This is a genomic window from Cupriavidus phytorum (genome assembly GCF_003254285.1).
Taxonomy (GTDB): domain Bacteria; phylum Pseudomonadota; class Gammaproteobacteria; order Burkholderiales; family Burkholderiaceae; genus Cupriavidus; species Cupriavidus phytorum.
Genome location: NZ_QKZN01000010.1, coordinates 116482 through 130513 on the forward strand (window position 1 = coordinate 116482; position 14032 = coordinate 130513).

Sequence of the window (14032 nt, forward strand, 5' to 3'; positions counted from 1 at the left end):
GGACGTTCTGTCTGGGTTGGGTCGGGAGTCGGTTCGGGGATTCAGGCCTTGGCGGTGCGCAGCGCCGGCGGCGGCGCCGGCACCCATTCGTCGCCGAAGACCTCGGGCTCGGCATAGGCCTGCAGCGCGGCGTAGTGCAGCTCGATGTCTTCCTGGTACAGCCGCGCGGCAATGCCCTGGCCAAGCCGGCGCGCGCCGTCGCTGATCGCCGGGATGTCGCCGGAGACGGTGCCGTGCGACAGCGCCGCCGGATAGCAGAAGCAGTGGATGCGCGTCAGGCCCGGGCAGGCGCCGGGGGTCTTTTCCTGGAATTCGAAGGCTTCGCCGAGGTCGGGCGAATCGGACAGCTCGCGGTCTTCCTGGCCCGCGGGCGGCGCATGGCGGTCGCGCCAGAACCGGATATGCGGGGCGAAGGCGGCGAACTCCGGGCGCGTTTCCAGCGCGATGCGGAAGCCGGTGGAGAAGATCAGGAAGTCCAGTTCGAACTCGCCGCGCGGGGTGCGCACGTGCAGCACGTCGCCCTGCGCCTCGATCGCTTCCAGCGCGGCGCCCAGGTTGAAGTACGCATTGGCATGGCGCGACACGCGCAGCGTGCTGCCGCGCGGCGGCGGCACCTGCTGGCTGTTGATGTAATGGCGCAGGCGCCATTTCCAGGCGTCGGGCAGGCCGTAGTGGCCGAAGGTCAGGCCCGGGTTGCCGGCGCCCTTGCTCTTGTTGACGCGCGGAATGTCGGCGCGGCGAATCAGCATCTCGACGCTGGCGGCGCCGGCCTCCAGCGCGGTCGCGGCGCTGTCCATGGCCGAGGCGCCGGCGCCGACCACGCCTACGCGCTTGCCGCGCAGCGCGGCGTAGTCCATCTGGTCCGACGAATGCGCCCACAGGTGGCGCGGCAGCGCGGCCGCCACCGGCGGCACATAGGCGCCGCCGAGGCCGTCGCGGCCGGTGGCCAGCACCACGCGGCGCGCCAGCACCGTGAGCGGGCCGGCCGGCGTCTGCATCGACAGCGCCACCAGCCCGTCGGGGCGCGGCACGATCCGCTCGATCTCGTGTTCGTTGCGGATATCCAGCGCCAGCACCTGGCGGTACCAGCGCAGGTAATCCATCCATTGCAGGCGCGGGATCTTGTCCAGCGCCTGCCACGCGGCTTCGCCGAACTGGGCCTCGAACCAGGCGCGGAAGGTCAGTGCCGGCAGGCCCAGCGCGGGGCCGGTCAGTTGCTTGGGCGAGCGCAGCGTCTCCATGCGCGCGGTGGTGGCCCACGGGCCTTCATAGCCCGCCGGGGCGCGGTCGAAGGCGCGCACGCGCACGCCCAGGTGGGTCAGCGTGGCGCTTGCCGCGAGGCCTGCCATGCCGCCGCCGATCACGGCGACGTCGAGCACCTCCTGCCCGTCGACCCTGCGCGGGATGGTCCAGGCCTTGGCGGGCAGCTCCAGCCAGGACAGGTCCTGGCGCAGCCGGGCTTCGAGGGCGGCCAGGCCTGTAGGGGTGGGAGCGGATAGTTCAGTCATGGCTTGGAAGTCCGGCATCGTGTGAGAGCGTGTCAGCGTCTTCGCTGGCATCGCCATAGAGCGATTGCAGCAGCGCGCCGTGTTCGGCGGGCTCGCGCCGCACCAGGTCGGGCAGCAGCGCGGCAGCGGCGTCGGCCACCGCCTGCACCAGCCCCTGCACGGCGGTGCTGGCCGGGCGCGCCTGCGGCGTGATTACCCCGAAAAAGAACGGAATATCGGCATCGATCGGCAGCACCGCGATATCGGTCAGCGGCAGCCCGCGCGCGGTCACCGGCTCCAGCAAGGCGATGCCGAGCCCGGCGCGCACAAGGGTCAGGGCGCTGATCGAGGTGTTGGTGTCGATCACCCCGGCCGCCGGAACGTTGGCGGCGGCGAGCGCGCGGTCGACGCGGCGGCGCAGCCGGTAGGGGTTGTGCATGGTGATCAGGCGGCGGCCGCGGCAGTCCTGCAGCGCGATGGCGGGCTGCGCCACGAGCGGGTCGTCGGCGCGCAGCGCCGCCACGCAGGCGGACTGTCCGATCCAGTGCACGGTCACGCCGCGATGCTCCAGCGGCAGGCTGTTCAGGCCGATGTCGGCGGCACCGGTCAGCACGGCGTGCACTACCTGCTCCGGCGACTGGCTCTGCACCGCCACGCGCTCCGGCGCGCACAGTCCGCGCGCGAAGGCCAGCGCCAGCGCCGGCGGCAGCAGGCCCGCGGCCAGCGCCGGGGTGGCGGCGATGCGCAGCGGCCGGCCATCGCCGCGCGCCAGCGCCGCTGCGCGCGTGCGGATTTGCTGCATGCCCGCCAGCGTCTGCTCGACCTCGTCGTAGAGCAGGAAACCCTGCTCGGTCGGGCTCACGCGCGGGCCGCTGCGGGTGAACAGGGCGAAACCGAGTTCGGCCTCCAGCTCCTGGATCAGTCGCGTGATCGCCGGCTGCGAGCGACCGAGCAGCCGCCCGGCGGCGGTGACGCTACCGGTGGTGACGACTGCGGCGAAGGCTTCCAGTTGCCGGATTTCCATGGAGTCGGGACGGGGCGCGCTACCGGGTTCTATGTCTAAACTGGATTCTGACGCCTTCAACATGCGAAATGCAAATACTATTTCGGGATAAGTTCATACGCGGCCTATGATGTAGCGATGCCGGGCGCACACCGGCGCCAGATCGGGACGGACGTGTTGGCCGGGATTCGTGGAAGTCAGGCAAGGGGGAGGGCGTGGCACCGGCTCGGTTTCGCCGTGGCCTGGGTGCTGGCTGCGGCACTGGCGACGAGCCTGCCGGCCCGCGCGGCGGACCCGCTGCGCGTCGGTTCCAAGCGCTTCACCGAGTCATACATCCTTGGCGAACTGCTGAGCCAGGCCGCAGGGCCGCCCGGCACCGCGCAGCACCAGCCCGGCCTGGGCAACACCGCGATCGTGTTCGCGGCGCTGAAGGCCGGCAGCATCGATCTCTACGCCGACTACACCGGCACGCTGGCCGCCGAAGTCCTCAAGCTGCCGCCCGGCGCGGGCCTCGACCAGATCCGGCGCGCGCTGGCGCCGCTGGGGCTGGGCGCGGCGATTCCGCTGGGATTCGAGAACACCTATGCGCTGGCCGTGTCCGACGCCCGCGCGGGGTCGTTGCAGCGCTTGAGCGATCTGGCGACGCAGCCCGCGCTCAGGCTCGGGCTGTCGCACGAGTTCCTCGGCCGCGCCGATGGCTGGCCCGGGCTGGCCAGCCGCTATGCCTTGCCGCAACGCCCGCTCGGTCTCGACCACGGCGTTGCCTACGAGGCGCTGGCGGCGGGGCAGGTCGACGCCATCGACATCTATTCCACCGATGCCAAGATCCGCAAGTACCGGCTGCGCGTGCTGACGGACGACCGGCATTACTTTCCGCGCTACGACGCCGTGGTGGTCTACCGGCTCGACGTGCCGCAGCGCTTCCCGCAGGCGTGGCAGGCGCTGCAACGGCTGGCCGGGCGCGTCAGCGCCGACGACATGATCGCGATGAACGCGGCGGCGGAGCTAGACGGCCAGCCGTTCGCCGCGATCGCGCGCGCCTTCCTGGACGGTGGCGCAGCGCAGGCAGCAAATGTCGCTGACGCACAGCGCAGCCGGCTGCTGGCCGCGCTGTTCGGCCCCGACACCGCGCGGCTGGCGCGGCGCCATGTCGGGCTGGTCGCGGGCGCGGTCGGCGCCGCGACGCTGGTGGGCGTGCCGCTGGGGATGCTGGCGGCGCGGCGCCGGCGCACCGGCCAGGCGGTGCTGGGCGCGGTCAGCGTGCTGCAGACGGTGCCGTCGCTGGCTTTGCTGGCGATGCTGATCCCGCTGCTGGGCCGCATCGGCGTGTGGCCGGCGATGGTGGCGCTGTTTCTCTATGCGCTGCTGCCGATCGTGCGCAATACCGCCACCGGGCTGGAGCAGGTGCCGCAGGGCATGCGCGACGCGGCGCGCGCGCTCGGGCTGCGCGGCGCGCAGGTGCTGCGCTACGTGGAGCTGCCGCTGGCGTTGCCGGTGCTGCTGGCCGGCGTCAAGACCGCGGCCATCATTAGCGTGGGCACGGCCACCATTGCGGCATTCGTTGGCGCCGGCGGTTTCGGCGAGCGCATCGCCACCGGGCTGGCGCTGAACGACACCACGCTGCTGCTGGCCGGCGCAATCCCGGCCGCGGTGCTGGCGCTAGTGGTGCAGGCCGCGTTCGAGGCGCTGGAGTGGGCGTTGCGCCGCCGGCGCGACGCGCGCTAGCCGGCCTGCTGCGCGATCAGCCGCCCCAGCGTGGCCACCGCGGCCTCGGCCTCGTCGTTCCACAAGTGGCCGTAGTTGAGCCGGATGCAGTTGCGGTAGCCTTGCCGCGCCGAGAAGATCGGTCCCGGCGCGATGCCGATGCCGGCTTCCAGCGCGGCATGATGTAGCGCCAGCGCATCGAACCCCGCGGCAAACTCCACCCACAGGAAATAGCCGCCGTCCGGACGCGACACCCGCACCTCTTCCGGGAAATGCTGGCCGATCGCGTCGATCATGCGGCCCTGCTGCATCTCCAGCACGTGGCGCAGCTTGCGCAGGTGCTTGTCGTAGCCGCCGTGCTGCAGGTATTCGGCCAGCGCCACCTGCGTCGGCACGCCGGCCGACAGCGTGGTCATCAGCTTGAGCCGCTGGATCGCCTCGCCAAAGCGGCCCGGTGCGACCCAGCCGATGCGGAAACCCGGTGCCAGGGTCTTGGAGAACGAGCTGCAATGCATCACCAGCCCGTGCGTATCGAAGGCCTTGGCCGGCAGCGGGCAGCGGTTGCCGAAGTAGAGCTCGCCATAGACGTCGTCCTCGATCAGCGGCACCTGGTGGCGCGCCAGCAGGGCCACCAGCGCCTTCTTCTTGTCCTCCGACATGCTCGCGCCGAGCGGGTTCTGGAACTGCGTCATGAACCAGCACGCCTTGACCGGATGGCGCGACAGCGCGGTGTCGAGCGCGCCCAGGTCGATGCCTTCGGCGGGATCCACCGGGATCTCGACGGCCTTGAGCCGCAGCCGCTCCAGCGCCTGCAGCGAGGCATAGAAGCCGGGCGATTCGATCGCGACCACGTCGCCCGGCTGCGTCACCGCCATCAGGCACAGGTTCAGCGCCTCGAGCGCGCCGTTGGTGACGACCAGGTCCTCGGCCGGCTGCGGCGCACCTGTCCCCAGGTAGCGCAGCGCGATCTGGCGGCGCAGCGCGGCATTGCCGGGCGGCAGGTCGTTGACCGAGTACCACGGGTCGAGCGCGCGGCCGGCGCGCGCCAGCGACTTGCCCAGCCGCTCCCACGGGAACAGCTCGGGCGACGGAAAGGCCGAGCCGAACTGCACCAGCTCGCGGTCGCGCGCGCCTTCGAGCACGGCGAACACCAGCTTGGAAATGTCCACCTGCGTCGACACCTGCCGCGACGGGCGCGCCTGCGGCTGCGGCAGCTCGCGCCGCGCCGGCCCCGCCACGTAGTAGCCGGAGCGCTCGCGCGCCCGCACCAGCCCGCGCTCTTCCAGCCGGTAATAGGCCTGGAACGCGGTCGACGGGCTGACGCCGTACTGGGCCACGGTCTTGCGGATCGACGGCAGGCGCGTGCCCGGGGGCAGGCTGCCGTTGCGGATATCGGCGGCCAGGGTTTCGGCGAGGGCTTCGTACCGTTTCATGGTGAGGGGGGGCAGGGCGGCGGCGGTCAGGGGATTATCGCCCGGGCGCAACCAACTGATACGTAATTTTTCCAGTTATCTGATGCTGGTATGGCTGGCGGCGACGGGCCATAATCGGCCCATCGTTCCAATACCCGTTGCCGTTGTGCGAGGAAATGCCATGAACCCGTTGAGGCTGTTGCGGACCGTGCTGTGGGGCTTCTTCGGCCTGCGCCAGGGCAGCGAGCACCAGCGCGACCTGGACAACCTGCGCCCGGTGCCGCTGATCGTGACCGGCGTCGCCGTCGCCGCCGGACTGGTGGCCTGCCTGGTGCTGGCGGCCAACTGGGCCGTGTCGGCGGCATGAGCTGACTGCATCCATGCGCTTCCCTTTCCACGGGCGTGGCCTTGCTTTCTCCCGCGCGTTGCGCCAGCTGGCCGGGCTGACGCTGGCCGTGCTGCTGCCCGCGGGCCTGGCTCAGGCCGCCGGCGACGCGCAGCAGGTCGAGCGCGGCCGCTACCTGGCACGCATCGCCAACTGCGCCGCCTGCCATACCAGCACCGGCGGCAAGCCCTTTGCCGGCGGGCTGCCGATCCGCACCGCGGTCGGCACGCTCTATTCGACCAATATCACGCCCGATGCCGGCAGCGGCATCGGCGCCTACACGCTGGCCGAGTTCGACCGCGCCGTGCGCCATGGCGTCGCGCGCGACGGCAAGCGCCTGTATCCGGCCATGCCGTACCCGTCGTACGCGCGCATGCAGAAGGACGATGTGGCGGCGCTGTACGCCTACCTGCGCGCCGAGGTGGCGCCGGTGGCGCAGCGCAATCCCGCGCCGCAGATGCGCTGGCCGTTCGGCATGCGCGGCCTGCTGGCGGTGTGGAACGTGCTGTTTCTCGATGACGACCCGGTCCGCAACGACCCGGCGCGCGACGCCGCCTGGAACCGCGGCGCCTACCTGGTGCAGGCGGTGGCGCATTGCGGCGCCTGCCATACGCCGCGCGGCACGCTGTTCGCCGAGAAGGGCCTGGACGAGCGCAGCCGGCATTTCCTGGCCGGGGCCAGCGTCGAAGGGTGGTCGGCCACCAACCTGACCGGCGACCAGGTCACCGGGCTGGGCGCCTGGTCGCGCGCGGACATCGCCGAATTCCTGCGCACCGGGCGCAACGCGCACGCGACCTCGTTCGGCCCGATGTCGACGGTGGTTTCCACCGCGACCCAGTACATGAGCCCGGCCGACCTGGACGCGGTCGCCGCCTACCTCAAGTCCCTGCCTGGCGCGCGCGGCGAAGACAAGCCGTTCCGGCACGATCCCGCCACCGCGCAGCAGCTGCGGCAGGGCCGCTTCGACCTGCCCGGCGCGCGCCAGTACGCGGTGTTCTGCATGCCGTGCCATGGTGCCGACGGCAAGGGCTTCGCCCGCGTCTTTCCGCCGCTGGCCGGCAACCCGACCGTGGCCGATCCGGATCCGGCATCGCTGGTCAACCTGCTGCTCGACGGCGCCGTGACCGCACGCGTGGCGACCGCGCCGTCGGACTACCACATGCCCGGCTATGGCTGGACCCTGGACGACCAGGAGCTGGCCAATGTGCTGACCTTTATCCGCGGCAGCTGGGGCAACCGCGCCGCGCCGGTGGCGGAGGCCGAGGTGGCCGCGCGGCGCCGGGCCCTGGCCGCGCAGCGCCAGGCCGACGCCCAACCATGAGCCGCCGATGACGATCACCCGAAGAGACTTCCTCAACGGCACCGCGCTGGCCATTGCCGCGGGGCTGGCGCCGGTGCAGCTGCTGCACGCGCAGCCGCGCGCGGGCGCGCCGTCCGCTGCCACGCCGTCCGCCGCCTATCCGCCGGCGCTGACCGGGCTGCGCGGCAACCATGCCGGCACCTACACACTGGCCCACAGCCTGGCGCGCGAAGGCGCGAAGTATCCCGCGGTGCTGGCGCGCGAGGCCTTTGACCTGGTGGTGGTCGGCGGCGGCCTCAGCGGCCTGGCGGCGGCGTGGTTCTACCGTCGCCGCTTCGGCGCCAATCGCCGCATCCTGATCCTGGATAACCACGACGATTTTGGCGGCCACGCCAAGCGCAACGAATTCACGGTGCGCGGCAAGCGGCTGGTGACCTATGGCGGCAGCGCCGAGATGCCGGCGAGCGCGGCCGGCGACGCCGCGGTGCGCGAGCTGCTGGCCGGGCTCGGGCTCGATGCCGCGCGTCCGCCCGCGGCCGTCGCCCCTGACCCTTATGCCGAGCTCGGCATGGGCCGGGCGGTGTTCTTTAATGCCGAGCACTTCGGGCGCGACCAGTGGGTGGCGGGCGATCCCTTCGGCGAAGCGATCGACGCGCGCAGCGGCGCGCGCGCGGGCGGCCCCGCGGGGGGCCCCGATCCGGCGGCGCTGTCGCGCTTTCTGGACAGCGCGCCCTTGCCCGCGGCGGACCGCGCCGCGCTGGCGCGGCTGGCCGCCGGTACCACCGACTACCTGCCGGCGCTGTCCGGCGCCGAACGCAGCGCGGCGCTGCGAACCATGCGCTATGCCGCCTTCCTGCGCGACCAGGCCGGCATCGGCCTGGCCGGGCAGCGCTTCCTGCGCAGCCGCAGCCTCGATGCCTATGCGCTCGATGCCGACGGCATCTCGGTGGCCGACGCCATCGCCATCGGCCTGCCTGCAGGCGCCAACATGCCGGCGCCGGCGGGCAATGCGCGGCTGGGCAAGTCGCCCGCGTCGCGGCTGTGGTTTGCCGATGGCAATGCCGCGCTGGCGCGGCTGCTGGTGCAGAGCCTGATCCCCGGCGTGGCGCGCGTGGGCGCGCCGGCGCAGGTGGTAGCGGCCGCGTTCGACTACAGCCGCCTGGACCGCGAAGGCGATCCGGTGCGGCTGCGCCTGAACAGCACCGCGATCGCGGTCGAGCCCGACGGCCCGATCACGCGCGTCACCTATGGCTTCAGCGGCAACCTGCACCGGGTCGAGGCGCGCCACGTGGTGCTGGCCGGCTACAACATGATGATCCCGTACCTGTTGCCGTCGCTGCCGGCGCAGCAGAAGGCCACCCTGCACAACGAGGCCAAGGCGCCGCTGGTCTATACCAAGGTGGCACTGGACCACTGGCAGGCGTTTGCCGCGCTGCGCACGCGCCGCATCCATGCGCCGGCGATGCCCTACACCGATCTGTGGCTGGAGCCGCCGGCGGGCCGGGAACCGTCCGACCCGGCGGTGCTGCACATGCTCTATGTGCCGACCGTGCCCGACAGCGGCATGCCGGCGCGCGACCGATTCCGCGCCGGCCGTGCCTTGCTGCTGGGCACGCCCTTCGACGCGATGGAGCGCGACATCCGCGCCCAGCTCGACCGCATGCTCGGACACCAGGGCTTTGCCTCGAAGGACGTGATCCGGGGCATTACTGTCAACCGCTGGGCGCACGGCTACAGCTACATGCCCGACAGCCTGGCCGGCGAGAACGTGGCGCCCGACGTGGCGTGGCCGGGGCTGGCCGGCGTCGGCAACATCAGCATCGCCAACAGCGACAACGCCGGCAGCCCTTCGCTGACGGCGGCGGTGGCGCAGGGCAAGCGCGCCATCGAGCGGCTGCCCGGCTAGCGCCCGCTCAATCGCGGCGCGGCGGCGTCAGCGCGTCGATCTCCGCATCCTTGGCTTCCCACTGGCGTGCCAGCCAGTGGTGGAATTCGGTGCGAAAGGCCTTGTCGCTGCCGTAGTCGGCGTTGCAGAAGGACGGCGGCACCGGCAGCTGGCGCATCCGCACCAGCACCGGGCCGGCGCGACCGCAGGCGAGGTCCCAGAAGCCCGGCGCGCCTTGCGGGTAGACGATGGTGACATCGATCAGCGAGCGGAACTTGTCGCCCATCGCGTTCAGCGCCACCGCCAGCCCGCCGGCCTTGGGCTTGAGCAGGTGGCGGTAGGGGGAAGCCTGCGCGGCACGCTTTGCCTCGGTAAAGCGCGTGCCTTCGGCAAACACCATCACGCTGGTCGGCACCAGCGAGAACTTGGCGCAGGCGCGCCGCGCGGTTTCCTGGTCCTGGTGCCGCAACGCCGGATTGCGCCGCAGCTCGGCCTTGCCGTGGCGCTTCATGAACGGGAAGTCCAGCGCCCACCAGGCCAGGCCGATCACCGGCACATAGATCAGCTGCTGCTTCAGGAAGAACTTCAGCAGCGGGATGCGGCGGTTCAGCGCCCGCTGCAGCACGAAGATATCGGCCCACGACTGGTGGTTGCAGTTGACCAGGTACCAGTCGGCATAGCGCAGGCCCTCGTTGCCGCGGATGTCCCAGGGCTCGCGCTGGATCCACGCGAACCAGCCGGTGTTGCCAGAGATCCAGGCGGTGGCGATGCCGTTGAGCAGCGGGTCGATGCGGCGCCTGGCCGCGGCGAACGGCAGCGCCAGCTTCAGCAGCGCCAGCGGAAACAGCAGCGCGCACCAGAACAGCGTGCTGGCGATCAGCAGGGTCCAGCTCAGGATGCCGGTGACGAAGGCGAAGCGGCCGCGCGGCACCAACGCCCGGCGGCGTGGCCGCACGGCGGGGATGGCGGAGGCGGGCTGGCTGGCGTCAGGGGAAGCTGGGCAGGCGGTGGAAGCGGTGGAAGCGGTGGAAGCGGTGGAAGCGGGGGAAGAAGAGGGCAACGTCGTCATGGGCGCCAGTTTGCAGGCAGGAAAGGAATTGGAGCTTGCGCTTGATCAACGCGGACGCTGGCTCGTGGGTATCTCAAGTTAACGCGTGATGCCTTCAGAACACCAGCGTCGCCGTGCCCATGAAGGTATTGGTGCTCTTCAGCCGGTTCTTGCTCGCCACCGACGGCACCCAGCGCAGGCTCAGCGACAGTAGGCTTTTGGCGCCGATCTTGGTGTCGTAGGTGACGATCGGCCCCACCGCCCAGTCGTGGCCGCGGAAGCCGTTCAGCCGGTCCGCCAGCGGCCCGCTGTCGTCGCCCAGCTGCTGCGTGGTGCCGGCGATCAGGCCCACGCCGGCGCCGTTGGCAAAGCGCTTGAGCAGCATCGTGTCGAGCGTGAACAGCGGCGCGTTCTGGTAATCGGTGGCGTGGTTGCGGGTGTAGAACTGGATGCCGGCGACGGCATCGAACTCCAGCCCGTGTTCGGGGAACAGCTTGGTATAGGCCACCTGCGGAATGAAGGTCCAGTTGTTGAGGCTGGGATTGGCCAGGGCGTTGGCATCGTACTTGCCGGTCGGCGCCCACACGTTCAGGCTCAGCGCCACGTGTTCGGTCTTGGAAAAATGGTAGCCCGCGATGAGCGGCGCGAACGAGATGTCGAATAGGTTGGAGGCGGTGTCCTGGGTGCTGACGCCGCGGCCGCTGACGGCAAGGTTGGCCGTGACCTTGGTCCACACATAGGGCAGCGTAAAGCTGGAGGCGAAGTTCCAGGCGCCGGTGTCGGTATCCCACACTTTCATCACGGTCGCGAGGGTGAAGGCGATCTTGCCGTCGATGCCGGCCGAGGCCTTGCCCGCGATCGGCACCGTGCGGCTGCCGCCGATCGAGCCGTCGAGGTAGATCTCGCCGACATTGACGATCAGTGCCGGCTCGGGCGACACCACCCCCGCGTTGGGCAGCACGCTGGTGCCGGTCACGGGACGTCCGAGCGCGCCTTCGGTGGCGTGGGCGCCGGCGCAGGCCAACAGCAGCGGTGCAGTCAAGGCAAGCCGTTGTGCGAGGGTTTTTGGCATGGGCATCAACAGGTAGGACAGACCGGGCAGGGCACGCGGTCGGCGCCCGCGCCGGTTTTTCGACATTGCATACTAGCAGCAAACCCCCGCGTCACTGTTGGCGCGAAAACACGCAAAAAAAGCTCGCCAAAACTTTCATTACGGCATCGCAAATATTTACTTCACAAGGCCGAATCCACTCGGCGATGATGCTTGCCGATGATTCGTCCCACCATGAAAAGACGCCTTGCCGCGCTGATGTTCGCACTGCCCTTGTGCTGGTGCTGCGGCGCATGGGCGCAGGCCGACGCGGCTGGCGAGAAGAAGCCGCTGTCGTTCTTCGACCCCGAAGACGGCGCGCTGGACATGAGCGACTTCCTGCTCAACCACAGCGGCGCGCTGCCCGTGCCCACCATCATCACCGAGCCCGCGGTCGGCTATGGTGCGGGCCTCGGGCTGATGTTCTTCTCGCAATCGATGGCCGACTCGGCCGCCAGCGCCAGGGCCAGCGGCAAGGGCCCGGCGCCGCCCAACATCACCGGCATCGGCGGCGCGTATACCGAGAATGGCACCTGGGGCGCCGGCGTCGCGCATTTCCACACCTGGGACGGCGACCGTTACCGCTATCTCGGCGCGCTGGCCAAGGTCGATGCCAACCTCGACTATTACGGCTTGCGCAACCAGCCGCGCGCCTATGCGCTGCGCGGGGTGTTCCTGGTGCAGCAGCTGCTGGTGCGCATCGCCGACACCCGCTGGTACGTGGGCCCGCGCTATGTGTATTTCGATTCGACCGCGACCTTCAGGTTTGGCGATGCCGGCGAGCTGGGCAGCTTCGACCGGAACCAGCGCATCGGCAAGGCCGGGCTGGTGGTCGACTACGACTCGCGCGACAACATCTTCTATCCCACCCGCGGCAGCTATGCCGAACTCGAGGCGCAGTTCGCACGCGGCGGCTTCGGCAGTACCCAGTCGTTCGACATGTACAACGCGCGCGGCTTTACCTGGCTGCCGCTGGCGCGCACCGTGATCCTCGGCCTGCGCGCCGATACGCGCTTTTCCAGCGGCGACGTGCCGTTCTATGCGCAGCCCTACGTCGACCTGCGCGGCGTGCAGAAGGGGCGCTACCAGGACCGCAACGCGCTCGCCGCGGAAATGGAATTGCGCTGGGATGTGACCCCGCGCTGGTCGCTGCTGGGCTTTACCGGTGTCGGCAAGGCCTATGGGCGCTGGCACGATTTTTCCGATGCCTCGAACATCTACAGCGTCGGCGCGGGCTTTCGCTACATGATCGCGCGCAAGCTGGGGGTGTCGATCGGCGTGGATGTGGCGCACAGCAAGGGCCAGAACGCGTTCTATATCCAGGTGGGCAGCGCCTGGCGCTGAGGCGACAGCGGAATGAGAAAAAAACTTAATTCACTGCTGCCGGAAATCATAAAAAGCTGACTTCTGATTGCCAAACCCATCTGAGATCATTGTTTTCGCTGATCGGCGCAGTGTTTTGCATACAGAGACATGGAATGAGCGGACCACGTGATAGCGGCAATCCCGGTGCGGGCCCAGCGGCCCTGGCGGCCGCACGGCGCGGCGGCAGGCGGGCGTGGCTGCTGGCCGGCCTGCTCGGTGTGGGGCTCGCGGCCGGCCTCGGTGGCAGCTACTGGTATCTGAAGGGACGGACCCCGGCCGCGCCCGCGATTGTCATCGGCGATGGCAAGAACGGTCCCGCCGGCATGGTGCGCGTGCCGGGAGGCGAATTCCTGATGGGCAGCGACAGCAAGATGGCGCAGCCCAATGAAAAACCGGCGCACAAGGTGCGCGTGCATGCGTTCTGGATGGACCAGCACCACGTCACCAACGCGGAATTCCGCAAGTTCGTCGAAGCCACCGGCTATGTCACCACCGCCGAGCGCGCCCCCGACTGGGAAACCCTGCGCGTGCAGCTGCCGCCCGGCACGCCGCGCCCGCCCGACAGCGCCATGGTCGCGGGCGGCATGGTCTTCGTCGGCACGCCGCGGCCGGTGCCGCTGCAGGACTATTCGCGCTGGTGGCGCTATGTGCCCGGCGCCGACTGGCGCCATCCGACCGGCCCCGGCAGCTCGATCGAGGGCAAGGACAACCACCCGGTGGTGCAGGTTTCATACGAAGACGCACAGGCGTATGCCAAGTGGGCCGGGAAGCGGCTGCCGACCGAGGCGGAATGGGAGTTCGCGGCGCGCGGCGGGCTCGAGCAGGCGACCTATGCCTGGGGCGAGCAGTTTGCCCCCGACGGCAGGCAGATGGCCAATGTCTGGCAGGGGCAGCAGAACCAGCCGTTCCCCGTGGTCAGCCCCAAGGCCGGCGGCGCGCTGGGCACCAGCCCCGTCGGCACCTTTCCGCCCAACGGCTACGGCCTTGCCGACATGACCGGCAATGCCTGGCAGTGGGTCGCGGACTGGTACCGGGCCGACCAGTTCCGGCGCGAAGCCGGCAAGGCGCAGCCGATCGAAAACCCGGCGGGCCCGCTGGCGTCGTGGGACCCGTCCGAACCGGGGGTGCCGGTCAACGCGCCCAAGCGCGTCACGCGCGGCGGCTCGTTCCTGTGCAACGAGGATTTCTGCCTGAGCTACCGCCCCAGCGCACGGCGCGGCACCGATCCCTTCAACAGCATGTCGCACCTCGGCTTCCGCCTGGTGATGGACGAAGGCCGCTGGGCGGAAATGCAACGCCGGCCACCGGTGGCCATGACCGGCCACGCCGGGCCCGCAGCGCGCTGACGACGCG

Annotated in this window: 11 protein-coding genes; 6 read left to right on the forward strand and 5 right to left on the reverse strand. The window is 70.3% G+C overall.

Annotated features, from left to right (window positions below; all coding sequences use genetic code 11):
* Positions 1 to 41 precede the first annotated feature (41 nt).
* Together C7416_RS22835 and C7416_RS22840 are read right to left on the reverse strand one after the other, a co-directional pair.
* Positions 42 to 1508 (reverse strand): FAD-dependent oxidoreductase, encoded by a 1467-nt coding sequence (locus C7416_RS22835; RefSeq protein WP_111521072.1) that lies wholly within the window; start codon positions 1506 to 1508, stop codon positions 42 to 44.
* Positions 1501 to 2511: a LysR family transcriptional regulator gene (locus C7416_RS22840; protein WP_111521043.1), complete on the reverse strand. Its 1011-nt coding sequence runs from the start codon at positions 2509 to 2511 to the stop codon at positions 1501 to 1503. The genes C7416_RS22835 and C7416_RS22840 overlap by 8 nt, the downstream gene beginning before the upstream one ends.
* Positions 2512 to 2736: 225 nt before the next feature.
* Between C7416_RS22840 and C7416_RS22845 the strand changes: the two genes are divergently transcribed.
* Positions 2737 to 4215: a glycine betaine ABC transporter substrate-binding protein gene (locus C7416_RS22845; RefSeq protein ID WP_111521073.1), complete on the forward strand. Its 1479-nt coding sequence runs from the start codon at positions 2737 to 2739 to the stop codon at positions 4213 to 4215.
* Here C7416_RS22845 and C7416_RS22850 read toward each other — a convergent pair.
* Positions 4212 to 5627: an aminotransferase-like domain-containing protein gene (locus C7416_RS22850; protein WP_111521074.1), complete on the reverse strand. Its 1416-nt coding sequence runs from the start codon at positions 5625 to 5627 to the stop codon at positions 4212 to 4214. The two genes, C7416_RS22845 and C7416_RS22850, sit on opposite strands and share 4 nt — an antisense overlap.
* 160 nt (positions 5628 to 5787) lie before the next feature.
* On the opposite strand from C7416_RS22850, the gene C7416_RS22855 reads away from it, so the two are divergent.
* From C7416_RS22855 to C7416_RS22865, 3 genes are read left to right on the forward strand one after another with little or no spacing between them, the layout of a single operon-like run.
* Complete coding sequence (locus C7416_RS22855) at positions 5788 to 5973, forward strand: DUF2970 domain-containing protein (protein ID WP_012352788.1); 186 nt, start codon at positions 5788 to 5790, stop codon at positions 5971 to 5973.
* Positions 5974 to 5986: 13 nt separating this feature from the next.
* Positions 5987 to 7312 (forward strand): c-type cytochrome, encoded by a 1326-nt coding sequence (locus tag C7416_RS22860; protein ID WP_111521044.1) that lies wholly within the window; start codon positions 5987 to 5989, stop codon positions 7310 to 7312.
* A gap of 7 nt (positions 7313 to 7319) precedes the next feature.
* Positions 7320 to 9197, forward strand: a complete 1878-nt coding sequence (locus tag C7416_RS22865; RefSeq protein WP_111521045.1) for an NAD(P)-binding protein — start codon at positions 7320 to 7322, stop codon at positions 9195 to 9197.
* Between the two features lie 7 nt (positions 9198 to 9204).
* On the opposite strand, the gene C7416_RS22870 is transcribed toward C7416_RS22865, so the two are convergent.
* Together C7416_RS22870 and C7416_RS22875 are read right to left on the reverse strand one after the other, a co-directional pair.
* Positions 9205 to 10107 (reverse strand): acyltransferase, encoded by a 903-nt coding sequence (locus tag C7416_RS22870; protein ID WP_111521075.1) that lies wholly within the window; start codon positions 10105 to 10107, stop codon positions 9205 to 9207.
* A gap of 232 nt (positions 10108 to 10339) precedes the next feature.
* Positions 10340 to 11296 carry a SphA family protein gene (locus C7416_RS22875; protein WP_111521076.1) on the reverse strand — a complete coding sequence of 319 codons (957 nt, stop codon included), beginning with the start codon at positions 11294 to 11296 and terminating at the stop codon, positions 10340 to 10342.
* Between the two features lie 213 nt (positions 11297 to 11509).
* Here C7416_RS22875 and C7416_RS22880 point away from each other — a divergent pair, with 213 nt between their 5' ends.
* Together C7416_RS22880 and C7416_RS22885 are read left to right on the forward strand one after the other, a co-directional pair.
* Positions 11510 to 12658, forward strand: a complete 1149-nt coding sequence (locus C7416_RS22880; RefSeq protein WP_111521046.1) for a BamA/TamA family outer membrane protein — start codon at positions 11510 to 11512, stop codon at positions 12656 to 12658.
* A gap of 134 nt (positions 12659 to 12792) precedes the next feature.
* Positions 12793 to 14025: a formylglycine-generating enzyme family protein gene (locus C7416_RS22885; RefSeq protein WP_111521047.1), complete on the forward strand. Its 1233-nt coding sequence runs from the start codon at positions 12793 to 12795 to the stop codon at positions 14023 to 14025.
* Positions 14026 to 14032 lie beyond the last annotated feature (7 nt).

Excerpts from the sequence above, each read along its gene's own strand:
- C7416_RS22835 (WP_111521072.1), bottom strand. The coding sequence starts at position 1,508 with ATGACTGAACTATCCGCTCCCACCCCTACAGGCCTGGCCGCCCTCGAA.
- C7416_RS22840 (WP_111521043.1), bottom strand. The coding sequence starts at position 2,511 with ATGGAAATCCGGCAACTGGAAGCCTTCGCCGCAGTCGTCACCACCGGT.
- C7416_RS22850 (WP_111521074.1), bottom strand. The coding sequence starts at position 5,627 with ATGAAACGGTACGAAGCCCTCGCCGAAACCCTGGCCGCCGATATCCGC.
- C7416_RS22855 (WP_012352788.1), top strand. The coding sequence starts at position 5,788 with ATGAACCCGTTGAGGCTGTTGCGGACCGTGCTGTGGGGCTTCTTCGGC.
- C7416_RS22860 (WP_111521044.1), top strand. The coding sequence starts at position 5,987 with ATGCGCTTCCCTTTCCACGGGCGTGGCCTTGCTTTCTCCCGCGCGTTG.
- C7416_RS22865 (WP_111521045.1), top strand. The coding sequence starts at position 7,320 with ATGACGATCACCCGAAGAGACTTCCTCAACGGCACCGCGCTGGCCATT.
- C7416_RS22875 (WP_111521076.1), bottom strand. The coding sequence starts at position 11,296 with ATGCCAAAAACCCTCGCACAACGGCTTGCCTTGACTGCACCGCTGCTG.
- C7416_RS22880 (WP_111521046.1), top strand. The coding sequence starts at position 11,510 with ATGAAAAGACGCCTTGCCGCGCTGATGTTCGCACTGCCCTTGTGCTGG.
- C7416_RS22885 (WP_111521047.1), top strand. The coding sequence starts at position 12,793 with ATGAGCGGACCACGTGATAGCGGCAATCCCGGTGCGGGCCCAGCGGCC.